Genomic DNA, 21,200 nt, shown 5'->3' on the forward strand with positions numbered 1-21,200 from the left:
GGAGTGGGGGCGCCTCCCGGCGGTAGCCGGGGGAACGGAGGCTCCGAGGAACGAGGAGTCGAGAACGGTCGACCTCCCCCAGCCTGGCGGCTGGGAGGTACCCCCACCCCAGCCTGGCGGCTGGGAGGTACCCCCACAGGTGCAGAGGGCGCCCCCGGAGGCGAACCGAGCCTCTTAAGAGGGGCGAGCCATCGCGGCGAGGAAGGCCTTCTCCACGTCGGCGGTGGACAGGACGCCGTAGACCTCGCCGGAGTTCTCGACGACGAGGTACTCCGTGGCGGGGGTGGCACGCAGGGTGTCCAGGAGGTCCTCGCCGGCGAGTTCCGCGGAGACCTTCATGCCGGGCTTGAGGTCCTGGGCGAGCCCGGAGACGGCGACCCAGGGCCGGCGGTGCTCGGGGACGCCGACGATGGCGGCCTCGCGGACGACGGCGGTGGGGGTGCCCTGGCCGTCGACGACGACGAGGGCGCGGGCGCCCGCCTCGTTGGCCCGGCGCAGGGCCTCGGACAGCGGGGTGTCGGAGGCGACGGGCAGGGCGCGCCGGGTGAGGGTGCGGGCCTGGAGCTCGGGCAGGTGCTCGCGGAGCCGGGCCATGCGGAGGCTGTTGCCGGCGCCGGTCCAGATGATGGCGGCGAGGATGGCCGCGAGCAGGGCGTCGGTGAGGGAGTCGAAGCCGGTGGCGCCCTCCTCGCTCATGCCGCCCGCGTACGACAGCAGGGGCAGGCCGACGAGGACGGCGATGGCGAGCGCGCGGCCGGTCCAGGCGGCGGCGACGGTGCCGGTCATGGCCCTGCCGCTGATCTTCCAGATGACGGCGCGGAGCATGCGGCCGCCGTCGAGCGGGAGTCCGGGCAGCAGATTGAAGGCGGCCACGAGCAGGTTGCTGATCATGAGCCCGGCGAGCAGGACGCCGGGGACGGTGTCGGGGTCGACGCCGAGCATGCCGAGGTAGAACACGCCCGCGAGGGCGAGCGAGAGCAGCGGGCCGACGAAGGCGAGGACGAATTCGCGGCCGGGGGTCTCGGACTCCTTCTCGATCTCGGAGACGCCCCCGAAGAACTGCAGCTGGATACGGCGCACGGGGAGTTCGAAGCGGATCGCCGCCAGCGTGTGCGCGAGTTCGTGGACGAGGACGGAGGCGTAGAAGGCGACCGCGAAGAAGAGCGAGACGAGATAGCGGATGCCGCCGAGCTCGGGCAGGACCCGGTCGAGCTGGCCGCCGAACACCCAGGTGATGAGGGCGGCGACGAGGAACCAGCTGGGCGCTACGTAGACGGGCACGCCGAAGAAGCGGCCCATGAGGATGCCGCCGCCGGGTCCCGCGGGTCGTTTGGCGGGCCCGCCGTCGGGTCCGGGAGTCTGCTCGCCGCCCGGCGGCGGCTGCTGGCTCTCGTTCACTGGTTCCCCTCGTTGTGCCGACGCTCCGACGTCGATGGTATTGCCCGGTTGCCGGGAGCCGACACCGGCTGTCGGTGCCACCCCGTAGGGTCCTGCCATGGGCACCAGTACCGAAGCCATTCCACCGAGGCCGCCGTCCTCCCTGTCGCCGTCGCGCGCCGCCGACTTCATGCGGTGCCCGCTGCTGTACCGGCTGCGGGTGATCGACAAGCTGCCGGAGAAGCCGAGCCAGGCGGCGACGCGGGGCACGGTGGTGCACGCGGTGCTGGAGCGGCTCTTCGACGTCCCCGCGTCGGAGCGGACGGCGGACCGGGCCCGGGCGATGGTGCCGGCCCAGTGGGAGCGCCTGCTGGAGCAGCGTCCCGAGCTGTCGGAGCTGTTCGCCCCGGGTGAGGGGCAGGGGCTGGCGGAGTGGCTGGAGGAGGCCGCCCGGCTGGTGGAGCGCTGGTTCTCGCTGGAGGACCCGACGCGGCTGGAGCCGGCCGAGCGCGAGCTGTATGTGGAGACCGAGCTGGAGTCCGGGCTCACGTTGCGCGGTTACATCGACCGCCTCGACGTGGCCGCGGCCTCGGGCGACCTGCGGGTGGTCGACTACAAGACCGGCCGGGCCCCGCGCCCCGAGTACGCGGACGAGGCGCTGTTCCAGATGAAGTTCTACGCGCTGGTGTTGTGGCGGCTGCGGGGCGTGGTGCCGCGCCGGCTGCAGCTGGTCTACCTGGGCAGCGGCGAGGTGCTGACGTACGACCCGTCGGAGGGGGAGCTGCGGGCGGTCGGCCGGAAGCTGGAGGCGCTGTGGCAGGCGATCACGCGGGCGACGGAGTCGGGCGACTGGCGGCCGAGGCCGAGCAGGCTGTGCGACTGGTGCGACCACCAGGCGGTGTGCCCGTCGTTCGGGGGAACTCCCCCGCCCTATCCGCTGCCCGTCGTGGGGAAGAATGGGGAGTCCTGAGGGCGAAGGAGATCTCGTGGCTATTCGCGTCCTGTTGGTGGACGACCAGCCGCTGCTGCGCACAGGCTTCCGGATGATCCTGGAGGCCGAGGGCGATCTGGCGGTGGTCGGCGAGGCGGGGGACGGTCAGCAGGCCCTGGAGCAGGTGCGGGTGCTGCAGCCCGATGTGGTGCTGATGGACATCCGCATGCCGCGGATGGACGGCGTGGAGGCCACCCGGCAGATCACCGGGCCCGACCGGGACGGTCCGGCGAAGGTGCTGGTGCTGACCACGTTCGATCTCGACGAGTACGTGGTGGAGGCGCTGCGCGCGGGCGCGAGCGGTTTCCTGCTGAAGGACGCCCCGGCACACGAGCTCGTGCAGGCGATCCGGGTGGTCGCGGCGGGTGAGGCGATGCTCGCGCCGAGCATCACGCGGCGTCTGCTGGACAAGTACGCCGGCCGGCTGCCGTCGGGCGAGGAGCCGGTGCCGCAGGCGCTGCACACCCTGACCGACCGGGAGGTCGAGGTGCTGAAGCTGGTGGCGCGGGGCCTGTCCAACGCCGAGATCGCCGCGGAGCTGTTCGTGAGCGAGACGACGGTGAAGACCCATGTGGGCCATGTACTGACGAAGCTGGCGCTGCGCGACCGGGTGCAGGCCGCGGTCTACGCCTACGAGAGCGGACTGGTACGCCCCGGGGCGCAGTAGCGTCCCGGGGCGTTCGTCCCGCGGTGCTCCGGTGCCGTCGCCGGCCGGATCGTGCCGGTTACGAGGTCGAGGCGCCCTTGTGGATCTCCCAGAAGCGGAAGACGGTGGAGGCGTCCAGGGTCCACTCGAGGCCGTTGATGTTGTCCTTGGCGACCACGTACTGCTTGCCCTGCCACAGCGGGATGATCGGGACGTCCTCGGCGACCATGTTCTGCAGCTCTTCGAAGTCACTGGTGGTCGACGCGCGGGCGTCCTCGGCGGCGGCCCGCGGGAGCAGGTCGCCGGTGATCCGCTTGTTGACGTAGTTGTTGGACAGCACGTTGCCCTCGCCGAAGAACGGGGCGGTGAAGTTGTCGGGGTCCGGGTAGTCGGGGACCCAGCCGCGGACGTAGACGGCGTACTTGCCGTCCGCGATGTCCTTGGCGTACTGGTCGGCGTCGGTGGTCTTGACGTTCACCTCGAACAGGCCGCTGGCGTTGAGCTGCTTGGCGATCGCCTTGAGCTCGGCGACGGTGCCGGGGCCGAAGCGGACGGGGGTCGCCCACAGGGTGAACTTGACCTTGCCGGTGATGCCGGCCTCGCTGAGCGCCGCGGCGGCCTTGGCCTTGTCGCCGCCCTCGCCGTAGCGGTCGAAGAAGGCGGTGTTGTGGCCGGTGATGCCCTGCGGGACGATCGAGTAGAGCGGGGTGGCGGTGCGCTGGTAGACGTCGCGGATGAAGGCCTTGCGGTCCACCAGGTAGGCCACGGCGCGGCGGACGGCCTCGCTGCCCACGACGGGGTCCTTGAGGTTGAACACCAGGTGCTGGACTTCGGCGCCGGTGCCCTCGACGACCTGGATGCCGGTGTCGCCGGCTATGGAGCTCCGCTGGAGCGCGGCGATGTCGGCGGAGGCCAGACCACGGTAGGCGAGGTCGACGCTGCCGTCCTCGACGGCCTTCTTCAGGGTGGGCTCGTCGGCGAAGAACTTCATCGTCATGCCGGAGTTGCGGATCTCGGCGGTGCCCTTGTAGTCCCCGTTGACGGAGAAGACGGCCTGCTTGCCGGCGTCGTACGACTCGAGCTTGTAGGGGCCGGAGCCCATCGCCTTGTTGTCCGTGCGGAGCTTGTCCGCCGGGTACTGCGTGTGGTCGACGATCGACCCGGCACCGGAGGCGATCTTCATGGGGAAGGTCGCGTCGGAGTACTTCAGGTGGAAGACGACGCGTTCCGGCGTGGGGGTCTCGATCGTCTTGATCGAGTCGAGGAGGACGGCGGGGCCGTTCTCGTCGTTGATCTTGATGGTGCGCTCGAAGGAGAACTTGACGTCCTCGGAGGTGAGCGCCTCGCCGTTGCTGAACTTCAGACCCTGTCGCAGGGTGCAGTCGAAGGTCCGGCTCTGCGGATCGGTGAACCGGCAGCTCTCGGCGACCTCGGGTTCGGGCTTGGTGGCGCCCTTGGGGAAGCTGAGCAACGACTGGAAGACGTTGTTGAAGACGATCCAGGAGCCGACGTCGTAGCCGGAGGCGGGATCGACGGCGGTCACCTTGTCGGTGATGCCCATGGTGAGGGGATCCCCGCCGGACTCCCCTTCTGGTCCTCCCGTGCCGCAGCCGGCGACCACGACGGCGGTCACGGTCGCGGAGAGCGGGATCGCCAGTCGCTGGACTCGATTCCTCACGAGAGTTCCCTCACAGCTTCGTTGTACCTGCTGGCCCCGACTCGCACGGACCCGGGTGGAATGCCCGGATCCGTGCGAGCCGGTGGCTTATCCTGCCACGCCCTTCCCCAGTTCCCAGAACTGGGTGGTGGACGAGGAATTAAGGCACCATTCCGCACCGGTGACGTCGTCGCGCGAAGCGACGTACTGCTTGTCCTGGTAGAGCGGGATCATCGGGATGTCGTCGGCGAGGATCTCCTGCATCCGCCCGAAGTCCTTGTCCGTCTTGCCGCGGTCGGCCAGCTGACGGGTGGCGGGCAGCAGCGAGGACTTGATGGGACCGCCCGGGTAGTTGAGATTGACGAAGCCCTCGGCGAAGAACGGCGCGATGTAGTTGTCCGCGTCCGGGAAGTCGGGGAGCCAGCTGAGCGAGTACGCCGCCCACTTGCCCTTGACCGCGCCCTGGATGAAGGCGTCCCACTTCATGCTCTTGAGGGTCACGTCGAACAGGCCGGTGTTGTTGAGCTGCTTGCTCAGGTCCTCGGCCTCGGCCTTGTTCGGGGTGGCGGGCCGGTTGGTCGGGTACGCGAACGTGAGCTTGACCGGGGTGCTGATGCCGGCGTCGGCCAGCACCTGGGCGGCCTTCTCGCGGTCGGGCTCGCCGTACTTGTTGAAGAACGCGTTGCTGTGGCCGGTGATGCCGGTGGGCACGGCGCCGAACAGCGGCGAGGCGGTGCGGCCGAGCACGTCACGGGTCAGGGCGTCGCGGTCGACGACGCGGGCGATGGCCTCGCGGACCGCCCCCGACTTCACCGACGAGTCGTTGATGTTGAAGAACAGGTAGCGCACGCCACCGCCGGCCGCCTCGGTCGACTTGACGTTCGGGACCTTGCCCTGGTCGATCTCGTTGATCTGCTCCGGGCTGAAGGTACGCGTCACGACGTCGACGTCGCCGTCCGCGAGCGCCTTCTTCATCACGCCGGAGTCCTGGAAGAAACGGACCTCGACCTTCTCGTTGTTGCGCTTCATCAGCCCCTTGTAGTTGGGGTTGGCGCTGAAGACGGCCTTGTCCTTGTCCCAGGAGTCGACCTTGTAGGGACCGGAGCCGACGATCTCGAGGCCCGGGTGGCCCTGGGACGACTCGTACACCTCGCTGTCGACGATGGCCGCGGCCGGGGTCGCCAGCTTGAAGGGGAAGGTGGCGTCCGGCGACTTGAGGTGGAAGACCACCTGCTTGTCGTCCGGCGCCTCGACGGCGTCGACGTTCGACAGGAGGCTGACCGGGCCGAAGTCGCTCTTGATCTTCAGCAGGCGGTCGATGGAGTACTTGACGTCCTCCGCGGTCAGCGCGTGGCCGTTGGAGAACTTCAGGCCGTCGCGCAGGGTGCAGCGGTACGTCTCGGACTTGGTGTCGGAGAAGCCGCAGGACTGAGCGGCGTCCGGCTGCGGGGTGGTGGAACTGCGCGGGTAGCCCAACAGCATCTGGAAGGTGTTGTTGAAGAAGTTCCAGGAGGCACTGTCGTACGACGTGGCCGGGTCCAGGGGCGAGGGCTGGTCCTTGGACGCCTCGATGTGGTCCGTCGTGCCGATGACGATGGCGCCGCCACCGCCGCCGCCGGTCGAATCACCGCAGCCGGCGAGTACGGGCGCGGCAAGGCCCAGAAGGGCCGGCAGCACCAGTAGCTTGCGATTCATCCTCGTTGTTCTCCCTCTTCCGGCCCTCGGCCGCGCAGTGTTGAGCGGGGCGACGATACCCGCAATTGCGGGCGCCCGGCATTCCCGTGGACCGCCCCCGAACACGGAGAAGTTGAGCCCGCGTCACAGGGGGATAACAGGGGGTGCGGTACCGATATCCGGACAGCGGAACGAACGGTCCGCAGGTTCCCAATACGGACACAACCACCCCGACCGCACCCTCATTTGACGGACCGAAGCACGTTCGGCGCGCGCTGTCGACCTCCGTCGACGTGAAAAGTATCACGTCCCGGAGTACTGGCCGGTAAACAATTCGGCAACACCGAATCGTCACGGAAAATAGCCGGGCAAGCGCCCAGAGTTCCCGTTCAATTCACGGCGACTCTCAGTGAACGGGCGTAATCAGAGAGCGCAGAAATGGCACGTCGACCCCTTCCAGGGAGCTCACCACCGTCCGGCCCGGGACCGGCTCGATGGCGGCGATGGACGGGACGGCCACGACCCGGCAGCCGGCCGCCTCCGCGGCGGCGACCCCGGTGGGGGTGTCCTCGACCACCACGCACCGCGCGGGATCCGCGCCGAGGCGGGCGGCGGCGACCAGGTACGGGTCGGGGTGCGGCTTGCTCCGCTCGACCTCGTCCCCGGCGAGGGAGAAGGCGAAGTGGTGGGAGCCGAGGGAGAGCATGACGGTGTCGATGATGCGCCGGTGGGAGGCGGACACGAGGGCGGCGGGCACACCGTGTGCGGCCAGCTCGGTGAGCAGCCGCTGGGCGCCCGGCATCAGCGGCACGCCGCGGCCGATCAGCTCGACGAAGCGCAGGTTGATCAGCGTGGACAGCTCGGCGAGCGTGGCGTCGGTACCGGTGACCGAGATGAGGTGGCCCAGGCTGCGGGCCATGGGACCGCCGACGACGACCTCGCGGTGGGTGTCGTCCAGGACGTGGCCGAGTTCCGCGAAGACCTCGACCTCCGCGTGCCACCAGAAGCCCTCGGTGTCGACCAGCGTGCCGTCCATGTCCAGGAGCACGGCCTGCAGGCCGGCCTCCCGGGCGGGCCGGATCTCGGTGACGGGAATACCGCTCGTCATGCGCCCCACTCCTCTGTGTCCAGGGGGCACAAAGGCCGGTCGCCTCGCGCCCGGGTGGTGGGGGCGTGCGACCGGCCAGGTGCCGTATCGGACCGTCCAGTGTACGACGTACGTCCGACTACCGCGCGTTGAAGTACTTGGCCTCCGGATGATGGATGACGATCGCGTCGGTGGACTGCTCCGGATGGAGCTGGAACTCCTCCGAGAGGAGGACCCCGATCCGCTCCGGTTCCAGCAGCGCGGCGATCTTGGCCCGGTCCTCCAGGTCGGGGCAGGCGCCGTAGCCGAGCGAGAAGCGGGCGCCCCGGTACTTCAGGGCGAACATGTCGTCCATGGCGGCCGGGTCCTCCCCGGCGAAGCCGAGTTCGGCGCGGACCCGGGCGTGCCAGTACTCGGCCAGGGCCTCGGCGAGCTGGACGGACAGGCCGTGCAGCTCCAGGTAGTCCCGGTAGGCGTCGGCGGCGAAGAGCTCGTTGGCCGCCTCGGAGATCCGGTTGCCGACCGTGACGACCTGCAGCCCGACCACATCGGTCTCGCCGGACTCCTCCGGGCGGAAGAAGTCGGCCAGGCAGAGCCGGCGGCCGCGGCGCTGGCGCGGGAAGGTGAAGCGGGTCCGCTCGGTGCCGTCCTCGTGCAGGATGATCAGGTCGTCGCCCTTGGAGACGCAGGGGAAGTAGCCGTGGACGACCGCGGCTTCGAGCAGCCCCTCGCTCTGCAGGCGGTCCAGCAGCCCGCGCAGCCGCGGACGGCCCTCGGTCTCCACCAGCTCCTCGTAGGTGGGGCCGCCGGCGCGGGCCTGCTTGAGCCCCCACTGGCCCTTGAAGAGGGCGCCCTCGTCCAGCCAGGACGCGTAGTCCTTGAGCGGGATGCCCTTGACGACGCGGGAGCCCCAGAACGGCGGGGTGGGCACCGGGTTGTCGACGGCGACGTCGGAGCGGATCTGGCCCCGGTTCTCCTCCGGCTCGGGCACCACGCCCTCGCGCACCGCCACGCGGCGCTGCTTCAGCTCGGGGAGGGCGGCGCCGGGGACGCCGCGCTTGACGGCGATGAGGGCGTCCATCAGGCGCAGCCCCTCGAAGGCGTCGCGGGCGTAGCGGACCTCGCCCTCGTAGAGCTCGTGGAGGTCCTGCTCGACGTAGGCCCGGGTGAGGGCGGCGCCGCCGAGGATGACCGGGTAGGTGGCGGCGAGGCCGCGCTGGTTCAGCTCCTCCAGGTTCTCCTTCATGATCACCGTGGACTTCACCAGCAGGCCGGACATGCCGATGACGTCGGCGGAGTGCTCGTGCGCGGCGTCGAGGATCGCCGAGACGGGCTGCTTGATGCCGAGGTTGACGACGTTGTAGCCGTTGTTGGACAGGATGATGTCCACGAGGTTCTTGCCGATGTCGTGGACGTCGCCGCGGACGGTGGCCAGCACGATGGTGCCCTTGCCGGAGGCGTCGGACTTCTCCATGTGCGGTTCGAGGTGGGCGACGGCGGTCTTCATCACCTCGGCCGACTGCAGGACGAACGGCAGCTGCATCTGCCCGGAGCCGAAGAGCTCGCCGACGACCTTCATGCCCTCCAGGAGGGTGTCGTTGACGATCTCGAGGGCGGGGCGGGCCGTCAGGGCCTCGTCCAGATCCTCCTCCAGGCCGTTCTTCTCGCCGTCGATGATGCGCCGCTGCAGGCGCTCCTCCAGCGGCAGCGCGGCCAGCTCCTCGGCGCGGCTCGCCTTGACCGACTTGGTGTCGACGCCCTCGAAGAGCTCCAGGAAGCGCTGCAGCGGGTCGTAGCCCTCGCGGCGCCGGTCGTACACCAGGTCGAGGGCGACCTCGCGCTGCTCCTCGGGGATGCGGGCGATCGGCAGGATCTTGGAGGCGTGCACGATCGCCGAGTCCAGGCCGGCCTCGACGCACTCGTGGAGGAAGACCGAGTTCAGCACCATGCGGGCGGCCGGGTTGAGGCCGAAGGAGATGTTGGACAGGCCGAGCGTGGTCTGCACGTCCGGGTGGCGGCGCTTGAGCTCGCGGATCGCCTCGATGGTGGAGATGCCGTCCTTGCGGGACTCCTCCTGGCCGGTGGCGATGGTGAAGGTCAGGCAGTCGACGATGATGTCGCTCTCGGCGATGCCCCAGTTTCCGGTCAGATCGTCGATGAGGCGCTCGGCCACGGCCACCTTCGCCTCGGGGGTGCGGGCCTGGCCCTCCTCGTCGATGGTGAGGGCGATCAGGGCGGCACCGTGCTCCACCGCGAGGCGGGTGGTGCGGGCGAAACGCGAGTCGGGGCCGTCGCCGTCCTCGTAGTTGACGGAGTTGATCACGGCGCGGCCGCCGAGCTTCTCCAGGCCGGCGCGGAGCACCTCGGGCTCGGTGGAGTCCAGCACGATCGGCAGGGTGGAGGCGGTGGCCAGGCGTCCGGCGATCTCGTTCATGTCGGCGACGCCGTCGCGGCCGACGTAGTCGACGCACAGGTCGAGCAGGTGGGCGCCCTCGCGGATCTGCTCGCGGGCCATCTCCACGCAGTCGTCCCAGCGGCCGTCCAGCATGGCCTCGCGGAACTTCTTGGAGCCGTTGGCGTTGGTGCGCTCGCCGATGGCCAGGTACGAGGTGTCCTGGCGGAAGGGGACGGTCTGGTACAGCGAGGAGGCGCCCGGCTCGGGGCGCGGCGTCCTGGCGGTGACCTCGTGGCCGCGGACGCGCTCGACGACCTGGCGCAGGTGCTCGGGGGTGGTGCCGCAGCAGCCGCCGACCAGCGACAGCCCGTACTCGCGGACGAAGGCCTCCTGCGCGTCGGCCAGGCCCTCGGGGTCGAGCGGGAAGTGGGCGCCGTCCTTGCCGAGGATGGGGAGTCCGGCGTTCGGCATGCAGGAGAGTCCGACGCGGGCGTGGCGGGCGAGGTAGCGCAGGTGCTCGCTCATCTCGGCGGGGCCGGTGGAGCAGTTCAGGCCGATGGTGTCGATGCCGAGCGGCTCCAGCGCGGTGAGCGCGGCGCCGATCTCGGAGCCCAGCAGCATCGTGCCGGTCGTCTCGACGGCGACCTGGACGAAGAGCGGCAGGTCGAGCCCGGCCTCGGCGAGCGCCTCCTTGGTGCCGAGCACGGCGGCCTTGATCTGCAGCAGGTCCTGGCAGGTTTCGACGAGCAGGGCGTCGGCGCCGCCGGAGACGAGGCCGGCGGCGTTCTGCCGGAAGCCCTCCTTGAGGACGGCGTAGTCGAGGTGCCCGAGCGTCGGCAGCTTCGTGCCGGGCCCGATGGAGCCGATGACCCAGCGCTGCCGGCCGTCCCGCGCGGTGAACTCGTCGGCGACCTCGCGGGCGATCCTGGCGCCCGCCTCGGACAGCTCGACGATCCGGTCGGCGATGTCGTACTCGCCGAGGGCGGAGAAGTTGGCGCCGAAGGTGTTGGTCTCCACGCAGTCCACGCCGACGGCGAAGTACTCGCGGTGGACGGAGGCGACGATGTCGGGACGGGAGACGTTGAGGACCTCGTTGCAGCCCTCGTGCCCCTGGAAGTCGTCGAGGGTGGGATTCTGCGCCTGGAGCATCGTGCCCATCGCCCCGTCTGCGACGACCACCCGGGTCGCCAGGGCCTCTCGCAGTGCTGCGCCTCGGGCACTGCTTGTGGACGGAAGGGACGGCTGGGCCATGGGTGTGCTCCCTGGAGTGCGACGGCTGTCGGCTTGGTGTGTGCCGGTGCTGCTGGTACACACCAGGCCAGCGTAGCCAAGACCCCGGATTCCGCCGCGGGGCATTCCGAGGGGCGGACGGCGGTGTCACACTCTTCTCTGGGATGATGACGGTCGGCATCGTCTGACGTTGTTCAGCATTGTCGAACCAGCACAACCAGTCGAACGAGTCGAATCGACGCGTGGTCGTTCCTAACGGAGGGGTTGTTCATGCCAGGTCCCATCCAGTCGCTCAGCAGGGCGGCCGCGATCCTGCGCCTGCTGGCCGGTGGCGAGCGCAGGCTCGGCCTGTCGGACGTGGCCTCCTCCCTGGGCCTGGCCAAGGGCACCGCGCACGGCATCCTGCGCACGCTGCAGCAGGAGGGCTTCGTCGAGCAGGATCCGGTCTCGGGCCGCTACCAGCTGGGGGCCGAGCTGCTCCGGCTCGGCAACAGCTATCTGGACGTGCACGAGCTGCGGGCCCGGGCCCTGGTGTGGACCGACGACCTGGCGCGCTCCAGCGGGGAGGCCGTCTACCTGGGGGTGCTGCACCAGCAGGGGGTGCTCATCGTCCACCACGTGTTCCGCCCGGACGACAGCCGGCAGGTACTGGAGGTCGGGGCCATGCACCCGCTCCACAGCAGCGCGCTGGGCAAGGTGCTCTCGGCCTATGACCCGGTCGCGCACGGCGAGGCGGTCGAGCTGAAGCGCGAGCGGCTGACCGCGCGCACGATCATCGAGGACGCGGACTTCGAGGGCGTGCTGGACCTCACCCGCGCCCGGGGCTGGGGCTCGGACCTGGAGGAGACCTGGGACGGTGTGGCCTCCATCGCCGCCCCCATCCACGACCGGCACCGCATGCCCGTGGGGGCGGTGGCCGTCACCGGGGCGGTCGAACGGGTCTGCGCGGACGGCGAGATCCGGCCGCAGCTGGTCGCCGCCGTGCGGGACTGCGCCCGGGCGGTCTCCCGTGACCTGGGCGCCGGCCGCTTCTGACCCTGGCCGGGACCCGACGCGGAGACCTTTCCGCAACCTGACGAACTCTTGACGCGCGTGGTCACGCAGGAGAACACTCTCGTTCGACGGTCGACATTGTCGAACACCAGCCGACGGAGTCGGTAAGGTGGACGTAACCGTGGGACCGCCGAGGGCCTGGTGACAGGCCCACGAACTCCGGAACGGGACCGGGGTTCGCCTTCCCCTGGACGAAGGACAAAGGAGTCGCATGTCCAGCGACCACATCTTCATCGGCGAGACCATCGGTACCGCTGTTCTGATCCTCCTCGGCGGCGGCGTCTGCGCGGCTGTCACCCTCAAGAGCTCCAAGGCCCGGAACGCCGGCTGGGTGGCCATCACCTTCGGTTGGGGCTTCGCGGTCCTGGCCGGCGCCTACATCTCCGGTTCCCTCTCCGGAGCCCATCTGAACCCCGCCGTCACGATCGGCCTCGCGGTCGACAGCGGCGAGTGGAGCAAGGTCCCGGTCTATCTGGCCGGCCAGATGCTGGGCGCGATGATCGGCGCCACCCTGGTGTGGATCACCTACTACGGCCAGTTCCAGGCGCACCTGACCGACGCCGAGATCACCGGCGGCCCGGGGGCGCAGGCCACCGCCGCGGCCGAGAAGCAGACCACGGGCCCCGGCCCGGTGCTGGGCATATTCTCCACCGGCCCCGAGATCCGCAACGTGGCGCAGAACCTCGCGACGGAGATCATCGGCACCTTCGTCCTGGTGCTGTTCATCCTGACCCTGGGCCTCACCAAGGGCCTCGCGGTCTCCGGTACCGGCACCCTGATGGTCGCCCTGGTCGTGGTCGGCATCGGCCTCTCGCTCGGCGGGCCGACCGGATATGCCATCAACCCCGCCCGCGACCTCGGTCCGCGTATCGTGCACGCCCTCCTGCCGCTCCCCAACAAGGGCGGCTCCGACTGGCGCTACGCCTGGATACCCGTTGTCGGCCCGATCGTGGGCTCGGTCCTCGCGGCCGGCCTCTACAAGATCGCGTTCTGAGCAGCAGCCCCCGACATCCCAAGGACCTGAGGAGCACACCGTGACCGACGCCCACACCACAGGACCGTTCATCGCGGCCATCGACCAGGGCACCACGTCCTCGCGCTGCATCATCTTCGACAAGGACGGCCGCATCGTCTCGGTCGGCCAGAAGGAGCACGCGCAGATCTTCCCCAAGCCGGGATGGGTCGAGCACGACGCCGCCGAGATCTGGACCAACGTGCAGGAGGTCATCGAGGAGGCCGTCGCCAAGGCCGGCATCACCTCCGCCGACGTCAAGGCGATCGGCATCACCAACCAGCGCGAGACCACCCTGCTCTGGGACAAGAACACCGGTGAGCCGGTGCACAACGCCCTGGTCTGGCAGGACACCCGGACCGACGCCCTGTGCAAGGAGCTCGGCCGGAACGTGGGCCAGGACCGCTTCCGCCGCGAGACCGGCCTGCCGCTGGCCTCCTACTTCGCGGGCCCGAAGATCCGCTGGCTGCTCGACAACGTCGAGGGCCTGCGCGAGCGCGCCGAGCGCGGCGAGATCCTCTTCGGCACCATGGACAGCTGGGTGATCTGGAACCTCACCGGCGGTGTCGACGGCGGACACCACGTCACCGACGTGACCAACGCCTCGCGCACGCTGCTGATGAACCTGCACACCCTCGACTGGGACCAGAAGATCCTCGAGTCGATCGGCGTCCCCGCCGCGGTGCTGCCGGAGATCCGCTCCTCCGCCGAGGTGTACGGCACGGCCGCCTCGGGCGCCCTGGCCGGCGTGCCGGTGGCCTCCGCGCTCGGCGACCAGCAGGCGGCCCTGTTCGGCCAGACCTGCTTCTCCGAGGGCGAGGCCAAGTCCACCTACGGCACCGGCACCTTCCTGCTGATGAACACCGGCGAGAAGCCGATCAACAGCTACAACGGCCTGATCACCACCGTCGGCTACCGCATCGGCGACCAGAAGCCGGTCTACGCCCTGGAGGGCTCGATCGCGGTCACCGGTTCGCTCGTGCAGTGGATGCGCGACCAGATGGGCCTGATCAAGACCGCGGCCGAGATCGAGACCCTGGCCCTGTCGGTCGAGGACAACGGCGGCGCCTACTTCGTGCCGGCCTTCTCCGGTCTGTTCGCCCCGTACTGGCGCTCCGACGCCCGCGGCGTGATGACCGGCCTCACCCGCTACGTCACCAAGGCGCACATCGCCCGCGCGGTGCTGGAGGCGACCGCCTGGCAGACCCGCGAGATCGTCGACGCGATGACCAAGGACTCGGGCGTGGAGCTGACCGCGCTCAAGGTCGACGGCGGCATGACGGCGAACAACCTGCTGATGCAGACGCTCGCCGACTTCCTGGACGCGCCCGTCGTGCGCCCGCTGGTCGCGGAGACCACCTGCCTGGGCGCCGCCTACGCGGCCGGTCTCGCGGTGGGCTTCTGGTCGGACACCGACGAGCTGCGCGCCAACTGGCGCCGGGCCGCCGAATGGACCCCCCGCATGGACGCGGACGCCCGCGACCGCGAGTACAAGAACTGGCTCAAGGCCGTCGAGCGGACCATGGGCTGGATCGAAGAGGAGAAGTGAACCGATCATGAGCACCCTGCAGCACGTCCCGGCTCTCGGGACGCATCCGACCGCCGGCCGTAACCCGGGCCGCGCCGAGACCCGGGAACTGCTGAGCCGCGCCACCTACGACCTGCTGGTCATCGGCGGCGGCATCCTGGGCACCTCCGTGGCATGGCACGCCGCACAGTCGGGGCTGCGGGTCGCGATGGTGGACGCCGGCGACTTCGCCGGCGCCACCAGCTCCGCCTCCTCCAAGCTCGTCCACGGCGGTCTGCGCTACCTGCAGACCGGCGCGGTCAAGCTGGTGGCGGAGAACCACATGGAACGGCGGGTCCTGGCCAGGGACGTGGCTCCGCACCTGGTCAACCCGCTCACCTTCTACCTGCCCGTCTACCGGGGCGGCCCGGTCGGCGCCGCCAAGCTCGGGGCCGGCGTGTTCGCCTACTCGGCGCTGTCGGCCTTCGGGGACGGGGTCGGCAGGGTGATCTCCCCGGCCAGGGCGGCGGCGGCCAACCCCGCCCTGCGCACGGAGAACCTGAAGGCCGTCGCGGTCTACTACGACCACCAGATGAACGACTCGCGGATGGCGGTCATGACGGTGCGCGCCGCCGTGGAGGCGGGCGCCGTCGTCCTCAACCACGCCGAGGTCACCGGCCTGCGCTTCACCCGCGGCCGGGTCACCGGCGCCGATCTGAAGGACCGGCTGGACGGCACCGAGTTCGGCGTCGACGCGCGGCTGGTGCTCAACGCGACCGGCCCGTGGGTCGACCACCTGCGGCGGATGGAGGACAAGGGCGCCGCCCCCAGCATCCGGCTGTCCAAGGGCGCCCACATCGTCCTGAAGCGCAAGGCGCCGTGGAAGGCCGCCATGGCCACCCCGATCGACAAGTACCGCATCACGTTCGCCCTGCCGTGGGAGGACCAGCTGCTGCTGGGCACCACCGACGAGGAGTACACCGGCGACCCGGCCGACGTACGGGCGACCGAGGCCGACATCACGCAGATCCTGGACGAGGCCGCCCACTCGGTGCGGGACGAGAGCCTCTCCCGGGACCTGATCACCTACGCCTTCGCGGGCCTGCGGGTGCTGCCCGGCGGCCCGGGGGGCGTGGAGAAGGCCAAGCGCGAGACGGTCGTGACCGAGGGCAGCGGCGGCATGCTGTCGGTCGCGGGCGGCAAGTGGACCACGTACCGGCACATCGGGCGCACGGTCATGGCCAAGCTCGCCAAGCTGCCCGGCGGCCCGCTGAACGAGGACATGGAGCCGCTGGACCGCCTGCCCAGGCGGGTCCCGCTTCCCGGTGTCGCCAACCCCAACGCGGTCGCCCACCGGCTGCTGGTGGACCGGGAACCGGGCCACCGCATCGACCCGCTGACCGCCCGCCATCTCGCCACCCACTACGGCGCGCTGTCCTTCGACATCGCCCGGCTGGTCAACGAGGACCCCGCGCTCGGTGAGCGCATCCACCCGGACGGCCCGGAGATCTGGGCCCAGGTCGTCTACGCCCGCGACCACGAGTGGGCGCGGACCGCGGACGACGTGCTGCGTCGCCGTACCACCGTGACCGTACGCGGCCTGGACACCGCGGACGTCCGGGAGCGGGTCGAGTCGCTGCTGGCCGGCCGGCGCGACTGACACCCCCGACCCGCGGGCCCGGGCGGCCCGGGGCGAGCGGACCGACCTCCCCGCTCACCCCGGCCGCCCGGGCCTTCGCGTTTCCGTGCCCGGCCCCGATCCGTCCCACCCCGCCGGGGGTGCGTACGCCTCCGACAGGCTCTGGGCCCGGGCGTACGAGGGCAGTCCCGCCGGGAGCGGTTCACCGCGGGCGGCGTGCCCGGCCGTCTCCACGGCGGCGTGGAGCGCGGCGCGGAAGAGCAGTGAGCCGGTGCTGACCCGGCGGACCCCGAGCTCGCCGAGCCGCAGCGGGCCGGGACCGTCCGGCGGGAGCAGGACGTTGAGCGGGGCGGCGACGTCCGCCGCGAGCGCGGCGATGGCGTCCTCGCCCACCAGGCCGGGGACGAAGATCCCGTCGGCGCCCGCGGCGAGATAGGCGGCGGCGCGGCGGCGGGTCTCCTGCCGCGGGTCCTCCTCGGCGGTGCCGAGCCAGTACGTGTCGGTGCGGGCGTTGACGAAGAGCCCGGGAGCGCTCCGCTTGATCGCCGCGATGCGTTCGCTCTGCAGGGCGGGGTCGGTCAGCCCCGCTCCCCCGGGGCGGCCGTCCTCGATGTTGACGCCCGCGACGCCGAACCGTTCGAGGTCGGCGGCGAACGCGGCGACGTCCTCGGGCGCGGACCCGAAGCCGCCTTCGATGTCGACGCTGACCAGGACGGGCAACCGGACGAGGTCGCGGGCGAGCCGGAGGGTGGTCTCGCGGGTCGCGCCGGTGGCGTCCGGGAGGCCGGCCGCGGCCGCGACGCCCAGGCTGGTGGTCCCGATCGCGGGGAATCCGCGGGCGGCGAGGGCGGCCGCCGAGGCGCGGTCCCAGGCGTTGGGCAGGAAGAGCGGGCGCTCGGCGTGGTGCAGCGCGCGGAAGGCGTCGAAGCGGTTCATGCGGCGGGTGCCTCCAGGGCGTCGGCCGGGATGCCGAGGTGGGTGCGGAGGGCCTCGCGGCCCGGCCCGGTGAGCTTCAGGGCCCGGCCGCCGCCGATGCGCACGCACCAGCCGGAGCCGAGGGCGTGCGCGCACAGCGCGGCACCGGCGACCCCGGCCAGATGCGGGCGGCGCTCGGTCCAGTCCAGACAGGGCCGGGCGAGCGGGCGGCGGCCGGTGCGGGCGGCGGCCAGGTCGACGCCGAGTCCGGTGAACCACTCCGCTCCCTCGTCGGTGAGGGTGAACCCGGCGGCCTCGCAGAGCAGTCCGCGCCCGGTCATGGCGTCCGTGACGAGGATGCCCAGGCGTCCTGCGAGGTGGTCGTAGCAGGTCCGGGCGCGGGCCATGGCGCTGCGGGCGCTCGCCTCGCGGAGTGTGCGGGGCCGGGTCGGCGGCGGTCCGGCGTGTGCGGCGAGGTCCTCGACGAGTTGCGCGGTGCGGGCGTCGGCGAGGCGCACATAGCGGTGGCGGCCCTGGCGTTCCTCGGTGAGCAGCCCGCCCGCGACGAGCCGGCCGAGGTGCTCGCTGGCGGTGGACGGGGCCACGCCCGCGTGCCGGGCCAGCTCCCCCGCGGTCCAGGCCCGGCCGTCGAGCAGCGCCAGGCAGATCGCGGCCCGCGTCTCGTCGGCGAGCAGGGACGCGAGGGCGGCGAGAGCGTCTCCCGCGTGATCGGTTCGGTGATCGGTTCGGTGATCGGTTCGCACCATGTCCCCAGCATGCGCCTAGGACGTTTCGGCGGGCGCCGAAGTGTCGCGGCCCCGCCGTGCCGGGCGGTGCCCGCCGGGTGGGCGTACGGAGTCGTCGCGCGGAGCGGCGGCGTGAGGCCGCGTCAACCGCGGGGCGCAACAGCGGAGTCGACCGCAGCCGCGGTCGCCGGGGAGCAACCGCCCGTCCCCGTGGCGGATCGGACCGGACGGCTTGACAAGACACCCGCCGGGCGGGAATCTTCCACTACTTACTTAGTGAAAGGGTGTTTGGTGCATGGTCGAGTTCCGCATCGACCGCCGCAGCGGTGTCGCCACCTATCTCCAAATCGTCCAGCAGACGAAGCAGGCCCTGCGGCTGGGGCTGCTGCGGCCCGGCGACCGGCTGCCCACCGCCCGCGAGGTCGTCGAGGCGACCGCCGTCAACCCGAACACCGTGCTCAAGGCGTACCGGGAGCTGGAGCGGGAGGGCCTGGTGGAGGCGCGGCGCGGTGTGGGGACCTTCGTGCAGAAGTCACTGGGCGCCGATCCGGCCGGCTCACCGCTCGCGGGGGAACTGACCGACTGGATGCGGCGGGCGCGCGTCGCCGGGCTCGACCGCGAGGACGCGGCCGCGCTGTTCCACTCCGTACTGGACCAGGAGTTCACCGAGGGGGAGAGATGAACCAGGAAGCGGCCGCGGTCGAGGCGGCCGGACTCGGCATGCGCTACGCGTGGGGCCGGAACCCCGTGCTGCGCGACTGCTCCTTCCGGCTGCCCGCCGGAAGGATCTGCGCGCTCGTCGGGCCCAACGGCGCGGGCAAGTCGACACTGCTCGCCCTGGCCGCCGGACTGTTGCGGCCCACGGAGGGAGAGGTGCGGGTGTGCGGCACGACCCCGCGCGCGGCCCGCCCCCGCTTCTCCTATGTCGCCCAGAACAAGCCGCTCCATCCGCAGCTCACCGTCGAGGCGACGCTGCGGCTGGGCGCCGAACTCAACCCGGGCCGCTGGGACCAAGGGGCCGCCGAACGCGTCGCGTACGGCAGCGGGCTGACACCCGGTGCCCGCGTCCGCGCCCTCTCCGGCGGCCAGCGCACCCGCGTGGCGCTCGCCCTGGCCCTGGGCAAGCGGACCGAACTGGTGCTCCTGGACGAGCCGATGGCCGACGTCGACCCGCTCGCCCGGCACGAGCTGACCGGCGCCCTCATGGCCTCGGCGGCGGAGCACGGCACGACCATCGTGATCTCCTCGCACGTCATCGCCGAACTGGACGGCGTCTGCGACCATCTGCTGCTGCTCGGCGAGGGCCGGGTCCGGCTGGCCGGCGGCACCGACGAACTGCTGGCCGCGCACCGCCGGATCACCGGCACCGGCGCGGACCTCGGCCCGCACACCGTCGTGGAGGAACACGTCAGCGGCCGCGGCCGCACCGCGCTGGTCCGTCCCGGCGGGGCGCTGGACGGAGACGGCTGGCTGGTGGAGGAACCCACCCTCGAGGAGCTGGTCCTCGCCCATCTGCGCAACCCCGGGGCACCCGCCCTGCTCACCGCCGATGCCACGCCCGCGTCCCGCGAGGAGGCCGCCGCATGACCGCCGTCGCCCCTGCCCCGCGCCCGCCCCTGCTGCGCGGTCTGCCCTGGTCGGTGGTGCGCGTGCACCGTACGGCCCTGTGGCTGTGGATCGCCCTCGTCGCGGCCGGGACCGCCTGGCTGCTGCGCGCCCTGTGGCTGACCGCGGGCGACGAGCGGTACGACCCCGGCTGCGTTCCGCGCTGCAAGGACCCGGAGCCCTTCGACGCCTACATCCCCCTCCACCTGCAGGGCCGCGCCTTCGCGCTGCTTCCGCTCGCCGTGGCGGTGTTCGCCGGCGGCGCCCTCATCGGCCGGGAACTGGAGCGGGGCACCGCCGCGCTCTCCTGGGTCCAGTCGGTCACCCCCGCCCGCTGGCTCGCCGCCAGACTCGCCGTACCCGCCCTGCTGCTGACCGCGGGCGGCACCGGCCTGACCCTGCTCTTCCGGTGGGTGTGGACCACGGGTCACCCCGAGGACCGCCCCGGGTGGTACGAGAACGACATCTTCCTCGCCACCGGCCCGACCGGGGTCGCCCACACACTCCTGGCCCTGGCCCTGGGCGCGCTGGCCGGGATGCTGACGCGGCGCGCGCTCGGCGGACTGGGGCTGGCCTTCCTCGCGACCGCCCTCGTGCTCCTCTCCGCGGGCCTGTACCGCTCCGAGCTGTGGCCGACCTCGTGGACGGGCCATGACGACCCCGGCACCGGGAACTGGTACGTCGAACCCTCCGGTGCACACGGCACGCTGGTCCACACCCCCTCGCACTACTGGCCGTTGCAGCTCGTCGAGACCGGCATCGTGCTGACCCTCGCCGCCCTCGCGTGCGGGGCCTGCTTCGCCCTGCTCCGGCGTCGGACCGCCTGAAGCGGGGCCCTACTCTGATCCACACAGTCCCGCCCCGCCCCGGAGACCCGATGACCACGGATCACCTGCCCATCTCCCGCGTCCCGCGGACCGGTCTGCCCCCGCACGCCGTCGTCGTCGGCGACCCGGCGCGCGCGGCGGAGGTCGCCGCCCTGCTCACGGACGCCCGGGAGGTCTCGCACCACCGCGAGTACCGCACCTTCACCGGCGTCTGGAAGGGCACCCCGGTCGTGGTGTCCTCGCACGGGGTGGGCGGGCCGGGCGCGATGTGCCTGTTTCAGGAGCTGGCGGAGGCGGGCGTCGGCACGATCCTGCGGCTCGGCACCGCCGGCGCGATCCGCGCCGGAATAGGGGACGGCGACCTGGTGATCGCCGAGGCGGCGGTACGGGACGACGGGGTGACGCAGCAGTTGCTGCCGCCGGAGTACCCGGCGTTCGCGACGCCCGAGGCGGTGCTCGCGCTGCAGCGGGCGGCGCGGGCGGCGGGGGCCCCGCACCACCGGGGCGTGGTGTGGACGCGGGCGGCCTTCCAGCCGGGCTTCCTCCCGCTGCCCGGCGCCGCCTACGCGGCGGCCGGGGTCGCCGCGATCGAGATGGAGCTGTCGGCCCTGCTCGTGCTGGCGTCGACGCGCGGGCTGGTGGCCGGCGGGGCGCTCGTCGTGGACGGCGCCAACGCCGACGACCTGGTCGACGTGGAGGCGACCGGCGGCTACGACCCGTACCGCGCGGTGGTCGCCGAGGGGGTCGCCCGCGGCAGCCGGGTAACGTTGGACGCCTTGCATCTGCTGGCCACCGAGTACGGAAGCGACGAGAAGTGAGCGCTCAGGACGCCGATCTGC

General features: G+C 71.5%; 17 protein-coding genes. 10 read left to right on the forward strand and 7 right to left on the reverse strand.

The window, feature by feature from the left end; all coding sequences use genetic code 11:
• Positions 1 to 174: 174 nt before the first annotated feature.
• Positions 175 to 1,398, reverse strand: a complete 1,224-nt coding sequence (locus tag AB0F62_RS23085; protein ID WP_361802072.1) for a site-2 protease family protein — start codon at positions 1,396 to 1,398, stop codon at positions 175 to 177.
• A 97-nt stretch (positions 1,399 to 1,495) separates the two neighbouring features.
• On the opposite strand from AB0F62_RS23085, the gene AB0F62_RS23090 reads away from it, so the two are divergent.
• Positions 1,496 to 2,347, forward strand: coding sequence for a PD-(D/E)XK nuclease family protein (locus AB0F62_RS23090; protein ID WP_361802075.1), 852 nt, complete (start codon positions 1,496 to 1,498; stop codon positions 2,345 to 2,347).
• A 16-nt stretch (positions 2,348 to 2,363) separates the two neighbouring features.
• Positions 2,364 to 3,035 carry a response regulator transcription factor gene (locus AB0F62_RS23095; protein WP_361802078.1) on the forward strand — a complete coding sequence of 224 codons (672 nt, stop codon included), beginning with the start codon at positions 2,364 to 2,366 and terminating at the stop codon, positions 3,033 to 3,035.
• Positions 3,036 to 3,093: 58 nt separating this feature from the next.
• Here AB0F62_RS23095 and AB0F62_RS23100 read toward each other — a convergent pair whose 3' ends face one another.
• From AB0F62_RS23100 to metH, 4 genes are all read right to left on the reverse strand, one after another.
• Entirely contained in the window at positions 3,094 to 4,692 is a 1,599-nt protein-coding gene (locus AB0F62_RS23100) for an ABC transporter substrate-binding protein (protein WP_361802081.1), read from the reverse strand.
• An 87-nt stretch (positions 4,693 to 4,779) separates the two neighbouring features.
• Positions 4,780 to 6,366 (reverse strand): ABC transporter substrate-binding protein, encoded by a 1,587-nt coding sequence (locus AB0F62_RS23105; protein ID WP_361802084.1) that lies wholly within the window; start codon positions 6,364 to 6,366, stop codon positions 4,780 to 4,782.
• A 385-nt stretch (positions 6,367 to 6,751) separates the two neighbouring features.
• The gene (locus AB0F62_RS23110) at positions 6,752 to 7,453 is read right to left on the reverse strand and encodes an HAD family phosphatase (protein ID WP_361802087.1); all 702 of its coding nucleotides are present in this window, start codon (positions 7,451 to 7,453) and stop codon (positions 6,752 to 6,754) included.
• 118 nt (positions 7,454 to 7,571) lie between these two features.
• The gene (metH, locus tag AB0F62_RS23115) at positions 7,572 to 11,078 is read right to left on the reverse strand and encodes a methionine synthase (protein WP_361802090.1); all 3,507 of its coding nucleotides are present in this window, start codon (positions 11,076 to 11,078) and stop codon (positions 7,572 to 7,574) included.
• 249 nt (positions 11,079 to 11,327) lie between these two features.
• Here metH and AB0F62_RS23120 point away from each other — a divergent pair, with 249 nt between their 5' ends.
• From AB0F62_RS23120 to AB0F62_RS23135, 4 genes are all read left to right on the forward strand, one after another.
• Positions 11,328 to 12,092 carry an IclR family transcriptional regulator gene (locus tag AB0F62_RS23120; RefSeq protein WP_361802093.1) on the forward strand — a complete coding sequence of 255 codons (765 nt, stop codon included), beginning with the start codon at positions 11,328 to 11,330 and terminating at the stop codon, positions 12,090 to 12,092.
• Between the two features lie 229 nt (positions 12,093 to 12,321).
• Positions 12,322 to 13,104: an MIP/aquaporin family protein gene (locus tag AB0F62_RS23125; protein WP_361802096.1), complete on the forward strand. Its 783-nt coding sequence runs from the start codon at positions 12,322 to 12,324 to the stop codon at positions 13,102 to 13,104.
• A 40-nt stretch (positions 13,105 to 13,144) separates the two neighbouring features.
• Positions 13,145 to 14,671 carry a glycerol kinase GlpK gene (glpK, locus tag AB0F62_RS23130; protein WP_361802099.1) on the forward strand — a complete coding sequence of 509 codons (1,527 nt, stop codon included), beginning with the start codon at positions 13,145 to 13,147 and terminating at the stop codon, positions 14,669 to 14,671.
• A gap of 7 nt (positions 14,672 to 14,678) precedes the next feature.
• Entirely contained in the window at positions 14,679 to 16,289 is a 1,611-nt protein-coding gene (locus AB0F62_RS23135; protein WP_361802102.1) for a glycerol-3-phosphate dehydrogenase/oxidase, read from the forward strand.
• A gap of 54 nt (positions 16,290 to 16,343) precedes the next feature.
• Here the strand turns inward: AB0F62_RS23135 and AB0F62_RS23140 are convergent, their stop codons facing one another.
• Positions 16,344 to 17,204 carry an isocitrate lyase/phosphoenolpyruvate mutase family protein gene (locus AB0F62_RS23140; protein WP_361802105.1) on the reverse strand — a complete coding sequence of 287 codons (861 nt, stop codon included), beginning with the start codon at positions 17,202 to 17,204 and terminating at the stop codon, positions 16,344 to 16,346.
• Positions 17,201 to 17,950, reverse strand: a complete 750-nt coding sequence (locus tag AB0F62_RS23145) for a winged helix-turn-helix domain-containing protein (protein WP_361802108.1) — start codon at positions 17,948 to 17,950, stop codon at positions 17,201 to 17,203. The genes AB0F62_RS23140 and AB0F62_RS23145 overlap by 4 nt, the downstream gene beginning before the upstream one ends.
• Positions 17,951 to 18,224: 274 nt before the next feature.
• On the opposite strand from AB0F62_RS23145, the gene AB0F62_RS23150 reads away from it, so the two are divergent.
• The 4 genes from AB0F62_RS23150 to AB0F62_RS23165 are packed head-to-tail and all read left to right on the forward strand — an operon-like array spanning position 18,225 to position 21,179.
• The gene (locus tag AB0F62_RS23150; protein WP_361802111.1) at positions 18,225 to 18,611 is read left to right on the forward strand and encodes a GntR family transcriptional regulator; all 387 of its coding nucleotides are present in this window, start codon (positions 18,225 to 18,227) and stop codon (positions 18,609 to 18,611) included.
• Positions 18,608 to 19,516, forward strand: a complete 909-nt coding sequence (locus tag AB0F62_RS23155; RefSeq protein ID WP_361802114.1) for an ABC transporter ATP-binding protein — start codon at positions 18,608 to 18,610, stop codon at positions 19,514 to 19,516. Before AB0F62_RS23150 ends, AB0F62_RS23155 begins: the two co-directional genes overlap by 4 nt.
• On the forward strand, positions 19,513 to 20,361 hold the full coding sequence (locus AB0F62_RS23160; protein WP_361802117.1) for a hypothetical protein: 849 nt from the start codon (positions 19,513 to 19,515) through the stop codon (positions 20,359 to 20,361). The genes AB0F62_RS23155 and AB0F62_RS23160 overlap by 4 nt, the downstream gene beginning before the upstream one ends.
• A 50-nt stretch (positions 20,362 to 20,411) precedes the next feature.
• A complete protein-coding gene (locus AB0F62_RS23165) occupies positions 20,412 to 21,179 on the forward strand; it encodes a purine-nucleoside phosphorylase (RefSeq protein ID WP_361802120.1) in 768 nt (255 codons plus the stop codon).
• Positions 21,180 to 21,200: the final 21 nt, after the last annotated feature.

It is taken from the genome of Streptomyces sp. NPDC026673 (genome assembly GCF_040638135.1).
GTDB lineage: Bacteria > Actinomycetota > Actinomycetes > Streptomycetales > Streptomycetaceae > Actinacidiphila.